Source organism: Bradyrhizobium sp. LB8.2 (assembly GCF_040548035.1).
Taxonomy (GTDB): Bacteria; Pseudomonadota; Alphaproteobacteria; order Rhizobiales; family Xanthobacteraceae; genus Bradyrhizobium.
Map to the genome: position 1 here is coordinate 1 of NZ_JBEPQV010000064.1, position 17,340 is coordinate 17,340.

Here is a 17,340-nt window from a genome sequence, read left to right on the forward strand (position 1 = left end):
CCATCCCAGACATCGCTCGCTCCCGCGAATCATCACTCAACTCACGGAATCAGCAATCAAATTCCTCCGCAATATGTGTGAATTCGACAGCCCGCTTGCGGGAGAGGTCGGCGCAACGCGCCGGGTGAGGGCTCTATCCTCTTGGGGAATCCCAATGCGGGGACACCCTCTCCCCAGCCCTCTCCCGCAAGCGGGCGAGGGGGCGCACCGTCTTCCGTCTCCCCTCACGCATCAACCTCTGCCGCCTCCGCTTTCAGCATCTTTTCCAGCGTTTCCAGCCGATCGGCCTCCCGCGGCGGCTTGTCCCAGCGCAGGCGGCTGATGCGGGGAAAGCGCATCGCGACGCCGGATTTGTGCCGCGGCGAGCGCTGCAGCCCCTCGAAGGCAACCTCCAGCACCAGCCCTTTGTCACCCTCGTGCACGACGTGGCGGACGGGGCCGAATTTTTCGGTGGTATGACGACGCACGAAGCGGTCGATCTGCAACAGCTCCTCGTCGGTGAAGCCGAAATAGGCCTTTCCGACCGGCACCAGCTCGTCGCCGCCCGCGCCTGCGGTCCAGACGCCAAAGGTGTAGTCGGAATAATAGGACGAGCGCTTGCCGTGACCGCGCTGCGCATACATCAGCACGGCGTCGATGATGTGCGGGTCGCGCTTCCACTTCCACCATTGGCCCTTCGGCCGTCCCGGCAAATAGGGCGCATCGCGCCGCTTCAGCATCACGCCTTCGACGGCGTCCGCGTCGTCGCCGGCACCGGCGCCGGCGGGATCGGCGCGTGCGGCGGTCAGCGCCTCCCAGCTCGCAAACGGGACGGTGGGCGAGAGATCGATGCGTGGATCGTCGAGCTTTGCGATGAACGTCTCAAGCCGCTCGCGGCGCTCCGCGAACGGCAGCTCGCGCAGATCGTTCTCGTCGTCGCCGAGCAGATCATAGGCGCGCAGGTGAATCGGAAATTCCTTGATCAGCTTCGGAGACACGACCTTGCGGTTGAGCCGCTGTTGCAGCACGTTAAAGCTCTGTACCCGGCCCTCGCGCAGGACCAGAAGCTCGCCGTCGATGGCGCCCGGCAGGCGCAGCGCGGGCACGAGGTCCGGAAAGCTGCCCGTGATGTCCTCGCCGGTGCGCGAATAGAGCCGCGCGGTGATGTGGCCGCGTTCGTCTCGGCCGGCGACTGCCTGAACGCGGATGCCGTCCCATTTCCATTCGGCGATGTAATCGGCCGGATCCAGTGGTGCGAAATCGGTGTCCTCGATCGCATGCGCCAGCATCACAGGGCGGAACGGCGCGGGATCGCGGTTGACCGGCTTGTCGCCGCAGCCTTCCAGCCAGGCGAACAGGTCGAGATAGGGCGGCGCGAGACCGGGCCAGATCAGCTCGACCTCATGCGGGTCCTTGTCGCCGAGCGCGGCAGCCGCGGTCTTTGCCAGGCGCGCAGAGATGCCGATGCGCAACGCGCCCGTGACGAGCTTCAGCAGCGCCCAGCGGCCGGTCTCATCCAGCTCGTCGAGCCAGCGCTCGAGCTGCTTTGGCAGCTCGGTCTTGCCGAGCGTGCGCAGCGTGGTGACGACCTCGGTCAGTGTCGGTGGCGGTGGGTTGTTGTGGGCGGCCATCGCCGCTTTCGGCCACATCAGCGCCACCGTCTCCGAGAGGTCGCCGACATAGTCGTAGGACAGCCCGAACAGCACCGGATCGGTGCGCGACGCGATCAGGTCGCGGATCAGCGCGGGCTTGGCGTGCTTGAAGCTGAGCGCGCCGGTCAGCGCGGCCAGTGCATAGCCGCGGTCGGGATCGGCGACCTCGCGAAAATAGCCGGTGATCAGCCGCAACTTGTTGTTGCGGCCGGGCTCGTAGGCGAGGCGGTCGAGAAGTTCGGCGAAGCGGTTCATGCTTCGGCCTCGTCAGCGAGCGGTGTCTCGGTCTCCTCCTCGTCGCCATAGCCGACGAGATCGAGCGGCTTTGCCCGCAAGCCTTTGCTTTGGCACCAATGCACCAGCGCATCTTCCTGACCATGCGTGACCCAGATCTCGCCGGCGCCGGTCGCCGCGATCGTGGCGGTGAGGCCATCCCAATCGGCGTGATCCGAGATCACCAGCGGCAGCTCGATGCCGCGTTGCCGGGCGCGAGCACGCACCCGCATCCACCCCGAGGCGAATGCGGTGACCGGATCGGGAAATCGCCGCGTCCAGATATCCGAGGTCGCCGATGGTGGCGCCAGCGTGATGGTGCCGGCAAGCGCCGCTTTTTTCACGCCCTTCACCGGCCGCAACTCGCCGAGCGCGATCCCGCGGCTCTGATAGTAATGCGTGATGTTCTCCATCGCGCCATGCAGATAGATCGGCGCGTCGTAGCCCGCTTGGCGCAGCAGCGCGATCACGCGTTGCGCCTTGCCGAGCGAATAGGCGCCGACGAGATGCGCGCGTTCCGGAAACAGCGCCGCCGACGCCAGCAGCTTCTTCACCTCGTCGGCAGCATCACCATGGCGAAACACCGGCAGGCCGAACGTTGCCTCGGTGATGAAGACGTCGCAGGGGACGAGCTCGAACGGCGTGCAGGTCGGGTCGGGCGCGTCCTTGTAGTCGCCGGAGGCGACGATGCAGGTGTCCTTGCAGGTGACCGCGATCTGGGCCGAACCGAGCACATGGCCGGCCGGATGAAACTTCACGCTGGTCTCGCCGAGCCGGATCTCCTCGCCATAGCGGATCGCCTGCCTCGAGCCGGCGAAATTCTCGCCATAGCGCAGCCGCATCATGTCCAGCGTTTCCTGCGTCGCCAGCACCGCGCCGTGGCCGGCGCGGGCATGGTCGGAATGGCCGTGGGTGATCACGGCGCGTTCGACCGGCCGGATGGGGTCGATGTGGAAGCCGCCGGGCTTGCAGCACAGGCCGCTCGCGACGGGCAGCAGGATGTCTTGCGGACGCATGCCTGTTATATAGGTTGCGCCACCGCGTGTTCGAGTCACCCGCCCCGCTTCGCTTTCTGGTTCCCCCAATGTCCCTGCGCCTGTTCCTGACCTCCGGCGATCTCATGGCCGACCGCCGCTTCGAGTTCGCGCGCGACCTCCAGCTCAAGGGCGATCTGCCTGCTGCCGCCGACCTGCTCGAGCAGACGATCGAGCTTGCGCCGAATTTCACCTCGGCCTGGTTCACGCTCGGCGAAATCCGCGTGCAGCTCGGTGAGCGCGACAAGGCCATTGCGGCCTTTCGAAAATCGCGCGAGTGCGATGCGAGCGATCAGCATGGCGCCCACCTGCATCTGATACGCCTCGGCGCCGCGCAATTGTCCGAGATGCCCAAGGCCTACGTGCAGGCCTTGTTCGATCAATACGCGCCGCGCTTCGAGCATGTCCTGATCAACGATCTCGACTATCGCGCACCGTCGCTGATCTTCAAGGCAGTGGTGGCTGCCCGCGTCGCCGCGAAGAAGCCCGCCCTGTTCAAGCGCGCCATCGATCTCGGATGCGGTACAGGGCTGGCGGCCGCGGCCTTCGCAAAGCAGGTCGATCATTTCATCGGCATCGATCTGTCGCCCGGCATGATCAGGGAGGCGCGAGCCACCGCCCTCTATGCCGAGCTCGAAGTCGCCGACATGATCGAAGGCCTGCGCGCCAAGAGTGACGCGAGTGCAAACCTCGTCGTCGCTGCCGATGCGTTCGTCTATCTGCCCGATCTCGCGCCGGTGCTCGGCGAAGCCAGGCGCGTGCTCGCGCCCGGTGGCGTGCTCGCCTTCACGCTGGAGACGCATGACGGCAGCGGCATCGTTCTCGGCGAAGGCCTGCGCTATGCCCATTCGGCGGAATATGCGCGCGATGTGCTGGCGAAGGCCGGCCTCAAGCTCCTCACCCTGGAGCCGGCCTCGCCACGCATCGAGAACAACGAGCCGGTGCGCGGCCTTGTCGTGGTCGCCGAGAAAACTTGAGTCTAGGCGCTATACGCGACGCTTTGAACGTCATTGCGTCGCAAAGCTGTGACTTCCCGCTTGCGAGCCGTGCGGCGATGCCAGCACAATGCGCGCGCCAAGGGAGAAACAAAACAATGACCAGGAATCCATCGCGGCGCGATTTCAGCGCCGCCGCGCTTGCGACCATCGCGGCATCCACCTTGCCCGCGCCCTACGTCTGGGCCGCGGAGAAGAAATACGATGCCGGTGCCAGCGACACCGAGATCAAGATCGGGCAGACCGTGCCGCATTCCGGCCCCGGCTCGCTCTACGGCGTGCTCGGGCGGATCGGCGAGGCCTATTTCCAGATGCTGAACGAGAAAGGCGGCATCAACGGACGCAAGGTCAAATTCCTGACCATGGACGATGCCTACAGCGCACCGAAATGTGTCGAGGCGACGCGGCGCCTGGTCGAGCAGGAGGAGGTGCTGGCGCTCTACGGCTCGCTCGGTACCGCGCCGCAGACGGCCGTGCACAAATATCTGAACTCAAAGGGCGTGCCGCAGCTTTTGCTCAACACTGGCGCCTCCAAGTGGAACAATCCGAAAGAGTTCAAATGGACGATGGCGGGCCTGCCGCTCTATCCGACGGAAGCGCGCATCCTGGCGCGGCACGTCCTCAGCGTGAAGCCGAATGCCAAGGTCGGCATCCTCTACCAGAACGACGATTTTGGCCGCGACTTCCTCGGGCCCTTCAAGAAAGTCTTGGAAGACTCCGGCGGCACCGCAAAGGTGATCATGGAGCAGACCTACGATCTCACCGATCCGACCGTCGATTCCCAGCTCATCAATCTCTCGAAGTCGGGCGCCGACGTCTTCTACAACATCTCCACCGGCAAGGCGTCGTCGCAGTCGATCCGCAAGGTCGCCGAGCTCGGCTGGAAGCCGCTGCAGCTGCTGTCGGCCGGATCCACCGGCCGCTCGATCCTCAATGCCGCGGGGCTGGAGAACGCCACCGGCATCGTCGCGATCCGTTATTCCAAGGATGCCGGCCCCGGCCCCTGGGAGAACGATAAAGATGTGATCGCGTTCGAAACGCTGCGCAAGAATTACCTGCCGAGCGTCGATCCCGACAACACCATCGCCTATGCCGGTTACGGCCAGGCGGTGACCATGGGCGAGATTCTGCGCCGCTGCGGCGATGAGCTCACGCGCGAAAGCGTGCTCAAGCAGGCCGCGAACCTCAACGGCTTCCACTCGCCGTTCTTCCTCGACGGCGTCAATTACAACTACACGCCCGGCGACTACACACCGATGAAGACGCTCTATATCTCGACCTTCAACGGCAAGGATTGGGCCGTGTCCGACAAGCCGGTGACGGAGTAGGGGGTCTCCGCGAATGCGCGGAGCGTTGAATCGGCGGTAGCTCCACACTCGTCATGCCCGGGCTTGTCCCCGGGCATCCACGTCTTCGCTTCCGTGTGGTAAGAACGTGGATGGCCGGGACAAGCCCGGCCATGACGCCTGTAGGCGCATCCTGCCCACCCACCCCTCGACGAACCCACCCCCACGGCTTACCTGTGATGCCGTGCCGCCTCGTATCCTCAAATCTCCGGCCGAGCCGGCCGCGCTGTTGCCCGACCACTTCCAGGCGTGGTTCGCAGCCCGCGGCTGGTCGCCGCGCGCGCATCAATTGGCGCTGCTGGAGAAGGCGCGCGAGGACCGGTCCGCACTGCTGATCGCACCGACCGGCGCCGGCAAGACGCTGGCGGGATTTTTACCGACGCTGGTGGAGCTGAGTGCTGCGCCCAAAGCTTCGGCGAAATCGGTGGTCTCCACCGGCCGCACCCTGCAACGCAGCGGCGGCCTGCACACCCTCTACATCTCCCCGCTCAAAGCACTCGCGATCGACATCGCACGCAATCTGGAGCGGCCGGTCGCCGAGATGGCGCTGCCGATCAAGATCGAGACCCGCACTGGCGACACGCCGACGTCGCGGCGCCAGCGGCAGCGGCGCTATCCGCCGGACATTCTGCTGACGACGCCGGAGCAGCTCGCGCTTTTGCTCTCCTCCGACGACGCGCCGTTCCTGTTCTCCTCGCTCAAGCGCATCGTGCTCGACGAGCTGCATGCGCTGGTGACCTCCAAGCGCGGTGATCTTCTCTCCCTTGGGCTCGCACGGTTGTGGCGATTGGCGCCGCAGATGCGGGCGATCGGCCTGTCGGCGACGGTGGCAGAGCCGGAATCGCTGGCGCGCTTCCTGGTGCCGCAGCCCGGCGGCAAGGAAGCGGCGGCCGACATCGTCATCGCCGGCGGCGCGGCGCCGTCGCTGGTCGAGATGATGGACACGCGCGAGCGCCTGCCCTGGGCCGGACACAGCGCCCGCCATGCGCTTCCCGAGATCTACGAGCTGATCAAGGTGAACAAGACCACGCTGGTTTTCGTCAACACCCGCAGCCAGGCCGAGATGCTGTTCCAGAATCTCTGGAGCATGAACGACGACAACCTTGCAATCGCCCTGCATCACGGCTCGCTCGATGTCGCGCAGCGCCGCAAGGTCGAGGATGCGATGTCGGCGGGAAAATTGCGCGGCGTGATCTGCACCTCTTCGCTCGACCTCGGCGTCGACTGGGGCGACGTCGATCTCGTCGTCAATATCGGCGCGCCGAAGGGGGCCTCGCGCCTGATGCAGCGCATCGGCCGCGCCAACCACCGTCTTGATGAAGCCTCGCGCGCGGTGCTGGTGCCGGCGAACCGCTTCGAGGTGCTGGAGTGCCGCGTCGCCATTGACGCCATCGCCGAGAATGCACAGGACACGCCGCCGCTGCGCACCGGTGCGCTCGACGTGCTGGCCCAGCACGTGCTCGGCTGCGCCTGCGGCGAGCCGTTTCTCTCTGACGAGCTTTACGACGAAGTGCGTACCGCCGCACCTTATGCCGACCTCACGCGGCAGGATTTCGACGACGTCGTCGATTTCGTCGCCTCCGGCGGCTACGCGCTGAAAACCTACGAGCGCTTCGCGCGCATCAAGCAGGACAAGCAGGGTCGCTGGCGCGTCGCCAATCCAAAGGTGCGGCAGAGCTACCGGATGAATGTCGGCACCATCGTCGAGGACGACATGCTGAAGGTGCGCCTGGTGCGTTCGCGCGGCGGCGGCCAGGGAAAAGCAGGCGGGTCAACGGGCGTGATCGCCCGCGGCGGCAGGTTGCTCGGCGAGATCGAGGAAGCCTTCATCGAGGGCCTCAGTCCGGGCGACACGTTCGTGTTCAGCGGTGAGGTGGTGCGCTACGAGACCCTGGTCGAGGACCAGGTCTATGTCTCGCGCGCCAACGACAAGGACCCGAAAGTGCCGTCCTATATGGGCGGCAAGTTTCCGCTCTCGACCTATCTTGCCGAACGCGTGCGTCGCCTCCTCGATGACGCGCGCGCCTGGGGCGCCTTGCCGGAGCAGGTGCGCGACTGGCTGTCACTGCAAAAGGACGTCTCGCGCGTACCGGCGGTGCGCGAGCTGCTGGTCGAGAGTTTTCCCCGCGCCAACAAGCATTACATCGTCTGCTACCCGTTCGAAGGCCGTCTCGCGCATCAGACGCTCGGCATGCTCTTGACGCGCCGGCTGGAGCGTGCCCGCGCGCGGCCGCTCGGCTTCATCGCCAACGAATATGCGATCGCGGTCTGGGCGCTCGGCGACATGTCCTTCATGATCCGGGACGGCAGGATCGACCTCGACGCGCTGTTCGATCCCGACATGCTCGGCGACGACCTCGAAGCATGGCTCGCCGAATCCGCTCTTATGAAACGTACGTTCCGCAATTGCGCGATCATCTCCGGCCTGATTGCGCGCCGGCATACCGGCGAGGAGAAGAGCCGCCGCCAGGTGCTGTTCTCGACCGATCTCGTTTACGACGTCCTGCGAAAACACCAGGCCGATCACGTGCTGTTGCGCGCCGCGCGAGCCGATGCCGCCACTGGCTTGCTCGATCTGCGCCGTCTCAGCGATATGCTCACCCGCATCCAGGGCCGCGTCACACATCGGGAACTCGACCGTGTCTCTCCGCTCGCCGTCCCCGTGATGCTGGAAATCGGCCGCGAGTCAGTCTATGGCGAAGCTGGAGACGAGCTGTTGGCGGAGGCCGCCGACGAGCTCGTCAAAGAGGCGATGGGATAAGAGCAGGTTCGGACGTGACGATAGGCGCGCTGGTTTCAGGGGATATCGAGGACATGCGCGTTTCAAATGTCAGCATCAGCGGCGTGACGTTCGCGGCCGATCTCTCCGGCGCACTGTTCTGGGAAGCGCAGCGCATGCTCGTCGTCTCCGATCTGCACCTGGAAAAAGGTTCCAGCTTCGCCATGCGCGGCGTGCTTCTGCCGCCTTACGACACCGTCGCGACGCTCGGCCGGCTCGCTGCTGTCATCTCCCGCCATAATCCCCGAATCGTCATCGCGCTCGGCGACAGTTTTCATGATCGCACTGCACATGGACGGCTGTCGGCGGAGGATCGCGACGCGGTCGCCGCCTTGCAGGCCGGCCGCGACTGGATATGGATCTCAGGCAATCACGATCCGGCGCTGCCGCGCGATCTCGGCGGCACCGTCGCCGACGAAGTCGCGATCGGCCCGATCACCTTCCGCCATGAGCCGACCGGCGCGTGCGGCGAGATCGCCGGCCATCTGCATCCCAAGGCCCGTGTCTCCGCGCGCGGCCGCTCGATGGAGCGCCGCTGCTTCGCGTCCGACGGGATGCGCGCCGTGATGCCCGCCTTCGGCGCCTATGCCGGCGGCCTCAGCATCCGCGATGCCGCGTTCGCAAAGATCTTTCCGAAAAATGGCTTTGTCGCGCATCTGCTCGGCGACCGCCGCGTCCACGCGATCGCGGCGTCGCGGTGCAGCTAAGCCGCCTTCGCCTGCACGTCATCGCAAAACTCCGCAAGACGATCTGCCAGCCGTAGCGTCGCTGGATTGGCGCCGGGCGCGGCCATCAGCGCCACCTCGGTCCGGTTGATCGGCGCAAAACCATCCTTCGCCGTCAGCACGCGGTGGTCGGACTGGATCGCCATCTCCGACAGGATGCTCAGTCCCATGCCGGCGGCGACGGCGGCCTGGATGCCGGCGAGGCTCGATGACGTGTAGGACATGTGCCAGATGCGGCCCGCGCTTTCCAGCGCGTGGATGGCGCCGGCGCGGTAGAGGCAGCCGAGCGGAAAGCCGATCAGCGGCACCGAGGCGACGTCGGCATGGATCGGATGGCTCTTGCTCGTGACCCAGTGCACCTGCTCCGGCCACACCGCAATCGCTCCCTTCGCACCGGCCTCGCGCTTGAACAGCGCCAGATCCAGTTCGCCGCGATCGAGGTCGCGCGACAGGTTCTTGCTCTGGTCGGCGCGCACATCGAGCCGCAGGCCCGGATGCGAGCGCGAGAATGCGCCAAGCAGTTTCGCCAGCCGATATGCCGCAAAATCCTCGGGGATGCCGAGCCGGATCGCGCCTTCGCCGTCGGGCTGGCTCAGCACGTCGCGCGCCTCCTCGGCGAGCGATAACAGCCGCCGCGCATAGGACAGCAACCGCTCGCCGGCCTCGGTCGGACGCACGTCCTTGCCGTCGCGGTGCAGCAGCACCTGGCCGACATCCTCCTCCAGCCGCTTGATCTGCTGGCTGACGGTCGATTGCGTGCGGTGGACGCGCTCCCCGGCGCGGGTGAAGCCGCCGGAATCGACCACCGAGACGAAGCTGCGCAGGAGCTCCAGATCGAGCATGGATGTCTCCATTCGAAAATCAACTGGCAGTGAGTTAATCATTTAATTTCCAAATGACAAGCCGGGTTCCTAGATCGAGGGCTCAGGAGATTCCACATGTCGCTCGCCCCCTCGCTTGCCGTCCCCCGCAGCCGTTTCAACACGCTGCCCTTCGCCATCGGCCTGTTCTGCCTGCTCTGGAGCTACGCCTTCGTCGCCGGCAAGATCGGGGTGACCCATTGCCCGCCATTGATCCTGCTCGCCGCGCGCTTCTCGCTTGCCGGCATCCTGATCCTTGGCGCCACGCTGATCCGCGGCGACGACTGGTCGCTGTCCTGGCGCGATGCCGCAATCTTCGCCGTGCTCGGTATCGCCAACAACGCGCTCTATCTCGGGCTCGGCTACACCGGTCTGCAAACGGTCTCGGCGGGCCTCGGCGGCCTGATCGTGTCGGCCAATCCGGTGTTCACGGCGGGCCTGGCCGCGCTTCTGCTCGGCGAGGGCATGACCTGGCGCAAGGCGGGCGGCCTCCTGCTCGGCATCGTCGGCGTGACCTTGATCGTCTGGCATCGGCTGTCGGTCGGCACTGACTCACTGCACGGCATCATGTTCACGCTGGCCTCGCTCGCCTCCATCGTCGCCGGCACGATCCTGTTCAAGCTGCTCGCGCCGAGGGGCTCGTTGTGGATCGGCAATGGCGTGCAGAATCTTGCCGCCGGCATCGTGCTGACGCCGGTCGCGCTGACCTTCGCCGACGTTCATGCCATCGACTTTACGCCGGGCCTGATCGGCGCCTTCGCCTTCCTCGTGCTCGGCGGCTCGATCCTCGCCTACTGGCTCTGGTTTCATCTCCTGAAAGTGTGTGGCGCAACGGCTGCCAGCGCTTATCATTTCCTGATGCCGCCGCTCGGCATGTTGTTCGCGTATCTCGTGCTCGGCGAGCATGTCGAGGCCCGCGATCTGCTCGGAATCATTCCAGTGGCGCTCGGGATCTATCTGGTGACGCGGCCTGCCGCGAAGCCTGTGTCGTAGGAGGAGTTCTTATGCCCATTTCCATTACCCTGATCGGCGGCCCTACCGCGCTGATCGAGATCGACGGCTTCCGCCTGCTCACCGATCCGACTTTCGACGACGCAAATACCGCCTATCAGCTGCCGCATGTGAAGCTGGAGAAGACAATCGGCCCTGCGCTCAAGGCCGATGCAATCGGCCCGATCGATGCGGTCCTGCTCAGCCACGACCAGCATTCGGACAATCTCGACAATTCCGGCCGCGAATATCTCAAGCACGCAAAGCGCGTCCTGACCACAGAAGCCGGCGCCAAGCGCCTCGGTGGCCAATTCGAAGGCCTGCATGTCGAAGGCCTGGTGCCGTGGGGCACGACGCATCTGAAAGATCGTGACGGCAATTCGCTGACGATCACCGCGACCCCGGCGCGTCACGGCCCGGCCGGCATCGAGCCGCTGTCAGGCGACGTCATCGGCTTCGTGGTGTCGTCGAGCCGGACCGACACAACCTCAGTCTATATCAGCGGCGATACCACCTGGTTCGATGGCGTCGCCGAGGTCGCACGCCGATTCAAGTGCGGCGTGGTGATGCCTTTCGCGGGCGCTGCGCAAACGCGCGGGCCGTTCCATCTCACCATGGACACCAACGACACCATCGAGACCGCGCGCGCCTTCCCCGATGCGATGATCGTGCCGGTGCATACGGAGGGCTGGGCTCATTTCCGCCAGAACAGCGAGGATCTGCGCAAGACCTTCGACGCGCTCGGCTTCGGGACGCGGTTGCGATTGCTGGAGCCCGGCGTGCCGACGGTGGTGCAGGCGCCGTAGCTAGCACCACAGCCGTCATTGCGAGCGAAGCGAAGCAATCCAGAATCCCTCCGCGGCGGCAGCCTGGATTGCTTCGCTGCGCTCGCAATGACGGAGAATGCAGTCAATCCTTCCGAAATACGATCGAGGCCATCCAGCCCGTCATCAGCGCCATCGCGGCGGTGATGAGGCCGTAGATCAGCCCGTTCTGCCGCGCGGTGGTGGCGACGAACTGCTCGAAGCCGACCTTGACGATCTCGAACGCCGTCTCGGTCTTGCCGATGAACGCGCCGTCGGCAAACAACTTGATCTCGACCTGGTAGGTGCCGATCGGCACCTCCGCCGGCAGTGGAATGCCGGTGCGGAACAGCGTCGGTGTCAGGAACGTCACCGCGCTCGAATCCTCGCGATAGAGCCCGCGCTCGGTGCGCAGGCGAATGAAGGCCGAGCGGAACGCGTCGTTCGGCACCACGTCGGCGTAGTCGCCGCTGACGCGTTGGGTCAGCCGCACGTTGTTGAGCCCGATCTGCTGTCGCCGCGCGACCTCGGGCGAGGTGATCGCCTCGAACGAGCGGTTGGCGAACAGCGCGAGATAACTCGGCACCTCCAGGAACTGACGGTAGTCGGTGTTGATCCAGATCCCGAAGGTGCGCTCCTTGCGCCGCGTCACCATATCGGCGCGCGGGCCCATCACGGTGACGACGAGATCGTAGGTCTTGCGGTCGGCGGGCGTGGTGGCGTCCTTCTCGACCGAGCCGAACAACACCAGCTCCTCGCCGGAATAGTTCGGCGTCACCGTGACACGATGGTTGGAGACCGACACGATCAGCCGCTCGGCGCGTGCGGCGGAGCCGAGCAGCAGGACAAGCAGGACTGCGAGAGCTGCGCGCATCATCCGTTCACCCCCAGCTCGCGGATGGTGAAGAGGTCCTCGGGCCGGATCACCAGCTCGATGGCGAAGCGAACACCGACCGAGAGGATTAGCAGTCCGAGCAGCAGCCGCAGCTGCTCGCCGCGGATCTTCTGGCCGGCGCGGGCGCCGAACTGTGCACCGGTGACGCCGCCGACCATCAGGATCAGCGCCAGCACCGCGTCGACGAGGTGATTGGTCGCAGCGTGCAGCAAGGTCGCAAACAGCATCGTGACCAGCGTCAGGACCATCGACGTGCCGATCACCGTCGAGGTCGGCACCCGCAGCAGATAGATCATGGTCGGCACCAGGATGAAGCCGCCGCCGATGCCCATGATGGCGCCGATGAAGCCGATCACGATGCCGACGATCACGACCGGAATCACCGAAAGGTAGATCTTGGAGCGCTTGAACCGCATCTTCAGCGGCAGCCCGTGGATCCAGTTGTGCGTGCGCCGTGGCGGCACCGCGCCGCGCCGGGTCCGTAGCAGGGCGCGCAGGCCTTCGGAGAACATCAGGCTGCCGACGGTGGTGAGCAGCACGACGTAGGACAGTGCGATCATCAGATCGAGTTGCCCGAGCGCGCGCAGTTGCGTGAAGGTCCACACGCCGAGCGCCGTCCCGGTCACGCCGCCGCATAACAGGACGCTCGCCAGCGCCGGGTCGATCGCGCGCCGCCGCCAATAGGCGAGGGCTCCGGAAAAGGACGAGGCCGCGATGTGGCTCGCGACGGAAGCGACCGCGACCGCCGGTGTGATGCCGATGAAGATCAGCAGCGGCGTCATCAGAAAGCCGCCGCCGATCCCGAACATGCCGGAGACGAAGCCGACCGCCGCGCCCATCGCCAGCACCAGGAAGACGTTGACCGGAAGATCGGCGATCGGGAGATAGAGCTGCATCGAAGGACCACGCTCCGGCGAAAACGGATCGATTGCCGCGTCCCTCAATAGCCGAATTCGCCGGCGGGAGTGATCAGGAATTTTGGGCGTGGTGAATGGGCGCGGCTAGCGCGCGAGGCAAATGAGACTTGATTGCTACGGAGAAAGTGCGCTCCCTCTCCCGCTTGCGGGGGAGGGTCGGGGAGGGGGTGTCTCCGCAGTAAGTCTCCCCAAGAGGACAGAGCCCTCACCTGGCGCTACGCGCCGACCTCTCCCGCAAGCGGGAGAGATGCACCGAGCCAGTGGCCCGCTTGGTTCAATCTAATGCTAATTCGCTTCAACGCACCGCTGACGCCGAGCGCTTGCTCGCGACCGGCTTCGGCGCGGGTTTTGCGGCTGCCTGTGGCGCGCTGTCCCAGCCGCCGGCCGGTGTCGCGACATTGACGGCATCATCAGGTTGCGGCTCGGCGCTGAACGTCTGAATTGCGAGCTTGGCGGCAGCGAGCGATTGCGGGTCGAGCCGCTTGGCGACATCGTCGCGCTTGCCGGCGGCATCCGCGTCACCCTGGGCGGCCGCGAGGGTGAACCATTTGTAGGATTCGGCGAGGTTCTGTTCGACACCGATGCCGCGGGCATAGAGGATGGCGAGGTTGAACTGGCTGTCGGCGACGCCGCGATCGGCGGCTTTGCGGAACCACTGCGCCGCGCTCTTGTAATTGGCGCCATGTCCCCCGCCATCGGCGTCGAGCACTGCGAGATTGTGCATCGCCTTGGCGTTGCCGCGCTCGGCAGCCTGGGTGTAGTAGCGGCGGGCGATGTCGGCGTCCTTCTTCACGCCGAGGCCCTTCTCGTAGAGCGTGCCGAGGCGGAAGGTCGCCGGCACCACGCCGGCCTGCGCCGCGCGGTCGTACCATTTGGCGGCTTCGTCGTAATTCGCGGCCACGCCCTTGCCTTCGGCGAAGCGCACGCCGAGCTCGTAGGCCGCGTTCGCATCGCCCTTCATCGCCGCGGTACGCAAGCTCGGGCCGCCGATGCCGTCAGGCAGTTTTTCACTCGGCGGCACCTGGATCATCGCGAGTTTCGCGCGGCTCGTGCCCGATAGCGCGCCGGTGACGTCGCTGGTGACAGGCGGCGGGGCTACGGCGGGCACCGGCGGAATTTCAACCGAGGCCGAATTGCCGGCGGGAGCCGGTGCGGCGTTGTTCTGGGATTGGCGCCCGATCGGGGTCGGCGAGGTCATCGACGGCGTGACCTGCTCGGGCGTGGCGGGCTTGTTCTCGACTGGCGGCGCCGCCTGCGGCGCGGGTGCGCTCGACGAATTCTCCATTGCCTGCGGCGACGGCGCCGAGCTGCCGCCATCGAGCAGATTCATCGCCATCTTGAAGGTGCCGAGCACGATCACGACCACGCTCGCGCCGACCAGCAGCGAGCGGATTTTCGAGGTGATGGTCGAGCCGCCGTCCTTACCGTTGTCCTTGCCCTTGTCCTTGGAGCGATCGGCCCCTGCCTTGGCGCCGCGGGCCGGCTTTTCCGGCTGTGCGGCGGCGGCCTGGGCAGCGCGGCGCGCGGCCGCGATGAAGCTCGACGACGACACCGGCTCCTTCGGCGCGGCCGGGATTTCGCTGATTGCGCTTTCAGACGCGGCAATGCGCTCCGACGGCGTGGCGACGCGTGCACCCGGCCGGGTGCCCGGCTCGAGCGGATGATCCGGCGGCAGTTCGGGCGCAAGCGCGGCCCGCGTGGGCGCCGTATGCGGCTCGAGGATTTCGCTGATCGCGCGGCGCGGAACGGGGGGCGCGATCGGCATCGGCGGCGGCGCGGCGGCTGCAGCGGCGTGGAATTCGCGCGGCGCGGCGACGAAGGCAGCTTGCGCCGCCTGCGCGGCGGCGGGATTGGGCAGTTCCGGCTTCGGATCGTATTTCGGCGGCTGTTGCGGCGGCCGCGGCTCGCGCGCCATCGGCGCGGGCTCCATCGGAGCGGCCATCGGCATCGGCATCGGCTGCGGCGCTGCGGCCGGCGGCGCGGTGCGCACATTGCGCAGATCGCCCTCGATCATCGAGAGACGATCGACGACGTGGCCGAGTGCGTTGTGGACGGCCTCCAGCGAATCCTGGGTGCTGCGGTTGGTCTCGGCCTGGCTGAAGCGGATGTCGGAGAGCTCGCGCTTGACGATATCGACCATTCCGGATTCGGCCGGCGCGGAGCTGCGGCTCTCGGCCAGCGCGGAATAGGTCGCTTGCTGCCGCTCCAGATGCCGCAGGATGTCGTGCAACCCGTCCTCGACGCGGCTCAAATTGCCGTTGCGCGGATCGGAGGCGGTCTCGATCCGCTCCAGCAGATACGAGACCCGCTGTTCGAGATGAGCGAAGGTCGAAGCCGAATCGTTGCCGACCTGCATGCGGTCGAAACGGTCCGACAGCGCGCGGATCGCACTTTCGAGATGCTCGCTGCTTTCGGATGGCTGAGGCCGCTCGCGCGTTTCCAGCGCGGCGGTGAGCGCCGCGATGCGCTGCTCCAGCACCGCAAAGCTATCGCCGGAGCCGGACGAGCGGGTGACCTGGTCGACCTTGGACGACAGCAGCTGCACGTCGTCCGAGAGCCGTGCCAGCGCTTCGTTGGAGGCGACGTTGGAGACGATGCCGCGCAGCGCCGAGATCGCGCCTTCGAGCTGGCGGACCGTCGAGGGATCGTCATTGGCGCGCAGGATCAGATCGAGCTTGGCGCCGAGATTGCGGATCGCCTCGTCATAGCCGGTGAGCTGCTCGGCCGGCGTCAGCGTGCGCAACACCTGCTTGATGTCGGACAGCGCGTGCTCGATGCCGGACAGGACCTGACCGTCGGTGCCGTTGGAACGCGTCTCGTCGATGCGCCGATGCAGCGAGCGGATCTCGTTCTCGATCGATTCGATCGCGCGGCGCGGCATCGCCTCGGTGATGGCGTTGCGAATCTCCGCAAGCTCGCTGCGGAACGTGTTGATCGCCTGCTCGGTATTGTCGGGGCGCTGCAGCGATTCGATCTGGCTCGTGATCTTGAGCAGATGGCGCTCGAGCGCGGAGAAATCCGGCCCCGGCTGCGGTGGCGGCGGAGCGTAGACAGGCGCGGGCGGCGCAGCCATCGGTGCCATGGGGGGCGCGAAAGGAGCTGTCGCAGGCGCGATCGACGGCGCGGCGCGCGGCGGCATCTGCCGCGGCGCAAAGCCGTCGAGCTCGCTCTGGCGTGCGGTGATCTCGGCGACGGCAACGTCGAACGAAGCGGGGCTCAGGGGTGGTGAGTTGCGATAGACCTGCGCTGCAGCGCGCTCCACTGCATCGGCCTGGCGCTGGCGGCTGTCGACGGGAGCGGGGCGCGGCGCCTGTGGCTGCTGCGGTTGGGGCTGCTGCGGCTTTGAGATTTGCGACAGCCGCGCATCGAGGCGCGAGATCGCATCGTTGAGCTGGCGTGCCACGCCCTGCTCGCGCGAGACGTCCGGTCGCGAAGAGTCCTGCCGTGAAGGGTCCTGCCGTGAAGGGTCCTGGCGTGAAGGGTCCTGGCGCGGCGCGGGCTTCGAGATCCGCTCGATCTGCTGGGTGATGGCGTCGAGCCGCTGGTGGATGTCGGCGACTTCGCGGCTTTCCTGACTCGGTGCCTGGCTTGGTGCTTGGCTAGGCATTTGCTGCGGACGCTGGTCGTAAGGTCCGCGAAAGTTTGGCGGGGCAGTTTCGCCGAGCGTTGAGTTCAGCCAATCGTTGAGTGACATGCCGGCGCGATGCGCAGCAGCTTCGGCCCGCTCCCTGACCGATGGATCGATACCGTCAACACTCCACGATACGCGCGAATTCATGACTCTGCCCGGTTCCGACTCCGGCGCCCCACCCGGCGCCTCCAGTCTTCCCTCGCGTGCCGGTTGCAAAGACAATCGGATTTGGCGCGGGTCGTCTGCCTCGAAAACCGACTTTTGTCTGTTACGGTAAATAACGGGTTAAGGAACTCGTTGACGGGGTCTTAAAGTTGGGTGGGGCCTACCAGCCCAAGGAGCAGGTGCGCTCCCTCCCTCGCTTGCGCTGTCGAATTCACACATATTGCGGAGGAATTTGATTGCTGATTCCGTGAGTTGAGTGATGATTCGCGGGAGCGAGCGATGTCTGGGATGGATTA

The 17,340-nt window shown here is 66.0% G+C and carries 12 protein-coding genes; 6 read left to right on the plus strand and 6 right to left on the minus strand.

What is annotated here, in order from left to right; all coding sequences use genetic code 11:
• Positions 1-224: 224 nt before the first annotated feature.
• Entirely contained in the window at positions 225-1,886 is a 1,662-nt protein-coding gene (locus tag ABIB06_RS38365) for a cisplatin damage response ATP-dependent DNA ligase (protein WP_354053304.1), read from the minus strand.
• On the minus strand, positions 1,883-2,920 hold the full coding sequence (locus ABIB06_RS38370) for a ligase-associated DNA damage response exonuclease (protein WP_354053305.1): 1,038 nt from the start codon (positions 2,918-2,920) through the stop codon (positions 1,883-1,885). The genes ABIB06_RS38365 and ABIB06_RS38370 overlap by 4 nt, the downstream gene beginning before the upstream one ends.
• Positions 2,921-2,988: 68 nt before the next feature.
• On the opposite strand from ABIB06_RS38370, the gene ABIB06_RS38375 reads away from it, so the two are divergent.
• From ABIB06_RS38375 to pdeM, 4 genes are all read left to right on the plus strand, one after another.
• Positions 2,989-3,915, plus strand: coding sequence for a methyltransferase domain-containing protein (locus ABIB06_RS38375; RefSeq protein WP_354053306.1), 927 nt, complete (start codon positions 2,989-2,991; stop codon positions 3,913-3,915).
• 116 nt (positions 3,916-4,031) lie between these two features.
• A complete protein-coding gene (locus tag ABIB06_RS38380) occupies positions 4,032-5,261 on the plus strand; it encodes an ABC transporter substrate-binding protein (RefSeq protein WP_354053307.1) in 1,230 nt (409 codons plus the stop codon).
• 202 nt (positions 5,262-5,463) lie between these two features.
• Positions 5,464-8,040: a ligase-associated DNA damage response DEXH box helicase gene (locus tag ABIB06_RS38385; protein ID WP_354053308.1), complete on the plus strand. Its 2,577-nt coding sequence runs from the start codon at positions 5,464-5,466 to the stop codon at positions 8,038-8,040.
• A 53-nt stretch (positions 8,041-8,093) separates the two neighbouring features.
• The gene (gene pdeM / locus ABIB06_RS38390; RefSeq protein WP_354053309.1) at positions 8,094-8,765 is read left to right on the plus strand and encodes a ligase-associated DNA damage response endonuclease PdeM; all 672 of its coding nucleotides are present in this window, start codon (positions 8,094-8,096) and stop codon (positions 8,763-8,765) included.
• Here pdeM and ABIB06_RS38395 read toward each other — a convergent pair.
• Positions 8,762-9,625: a LysR family transcriptional regulator gene (locus tag ABIB06_RS38395; protein WP_354053310.1), complete on the minus strand. Its 864-nt coding sequence runs from the start codon at positions 9,623-9,625 to the stop codon at positions 8,762-8,764. The two genes, pdeM and ABIB06_RS38395, sit on opposite strands and share 4 nt — an antisense overlap.
• A gap of 96 nt (positions 9,626-9,721) precedes the next feature.
• Between ABIB06_RS38395 and ABIB06_RS38400 the strand changes: the two genes are divergently transcribed.
• Together ABIB06_RS38400 and ABIB06_RS38405 are read left to right on the plus strand one after the other, a co-directional pair.
• Positions 9,722-10,636 (plus strand): DMT family transporter, encoded by a 915-nt coding sequence (locus tag ABIB06_RS38400; RefSeq protein ID WP_354053311.1) that lies wholly within the window; start codon positions 9,722-9,724, stop codon positions 10,634-10,636.
• Positions 10,637-10,647: 11 nt separating this feature from the next.
• On the plus strand, positions 10,648-11,439 hold the full coding sequence (locus ABIB06_RS38405; protein WP_247448390.1) for an MBL fold metallo-hydrolase: 792 nt from the start codon (positions 10,648-10,650) through the stop codon (positions 11,437-11,439).
• A 103-nt stretch (positions 11,440-11,542) separates the two neighbouring features.
• Here ABIB06_RS38405 and ABIB06_RS38410 read toward each other — a convergent pair whose 3' ends face one another.
• From ABIB06_RS38410 to ABIB06_RS38420, 3 genes are all read right to left on the minus strand, one after another.
• Positions 11,543-12,313 (minus strand): TIGR02186 family protein, encoded by a 771-nt coding sequence (locus tag ABIB06_RS38410; protein ID WP_354053312.1) that lies wholly within the window; start codon positions 12,311-12,313, stop codon positions 11,543-11,545.
• Positions 12,310-13,227, minus strand: a complete 918-nt coding sequence (locus ABIB06_RS38415) for a sulfite exporter TauE/SafE family protein (RefSeq protein ID WP_354070342.1) — start codon at positions 13,225-13,227, stop codon at positions 12,310-12,312. Before ABIB06_RS38415 ends, ABIB06_RS38410 begins: the two co-directional genes overlap by 4 nt.
• Before the next feature lie 316 nt (positions 13,228-13,543).
• Complete coding sequence (locus ABIB06_RS38420) at positions 13,544-17,026, minus strand: tetratricopeptide repeat protein (protein WP_354070340.1); 3,483 nt, start codon at positions 17,024-17,026, stop codon at positions 13,544-13,546.
• Positions 17,027-17,340: the final 314 nt, after the last annotated feature.

Bases quoted from the DNA above. Each gene is read 5' to 3' on its own strand.
- ABIB06_RS38365 (WP_354053304.1), bottom strand. From the start codon at position 1,886: ATGAACCGCTTCGCCGAACTTCTCGACCGCCTCGCCTACGAGCCCGGC.
- ABIB06_RS38370 (WP_354053305.1), bottom strand. From the start codon at position 2,920: ATGCGTCCGCAAGACATCCTGCTGCCCGTCGCGAGCGGCCTGTGCTGC.
- ABIB06_RS38375 (WP_354053306.1), top strand. From the start codon at position 2,989: ATGTCCCTGCGCCTGTTCCTGACCTCCGGCGATCTCATGGCCGACCGC.
- ABIB06_RS38380 (WP_354053307.1), top strand. From the start codon at position 4,032: ATGACCAGGAATCCATCGCGGCGCGATTTCAGCGCCGCCGCGCTTGCG.
- pdeM (WP_354053309.1), top strand. From the start codon at position 8,094: ATGCGCGTTTCAAATGTCAGCATCAGCGGCGTGACGTTCGCGGCCGAT.
- ABIB06_RS38395 (WP_354053310.1), bottom strand. From the start codon at position 9,625: ATGCTCGATCTGGAGCTCCTGCGCAGCTTCGTCTCGGTGGTCGATTCC.
- ABIB06_RS38400 (WP_354053311.1), top strand. From the start codon at position 9,722: ATGTCGCTCGCCCCCTCGCTTGCCGTCCCCCGCAGCCGTTTCAACACG.
- ABIB06_RS38405 (WP_247448390.1), top strand. From the start codon at position 10,648: ATGCCCATTTCCATTACCCTGATCGGCGGCCCTACCGCGCTGATCGAG.
- ABIB06_RS38410 (WP_354053312.1), bottom strand. From the start codon at position 12,313: ATGATGCGCGCAGCTCTCGCAGTCCTGCTTGTCCTGCTGCTCGGCTCC.
- ABIB06_RS38415 (WP_354070342.1), bottom strand. From the start codon at position 13,227: ATGCAGCTCTATCTCCCGATCGCCGATCTTCCGGTCAACGTCTTCCTG.
- ABIB06_RS38420 (WP_354070340.1), bottom strand. From the start codon at position 17,026: ATGAATTCGCGCGTATCGTGGAGTGTTGACGGTATCGATCCATCGGTC.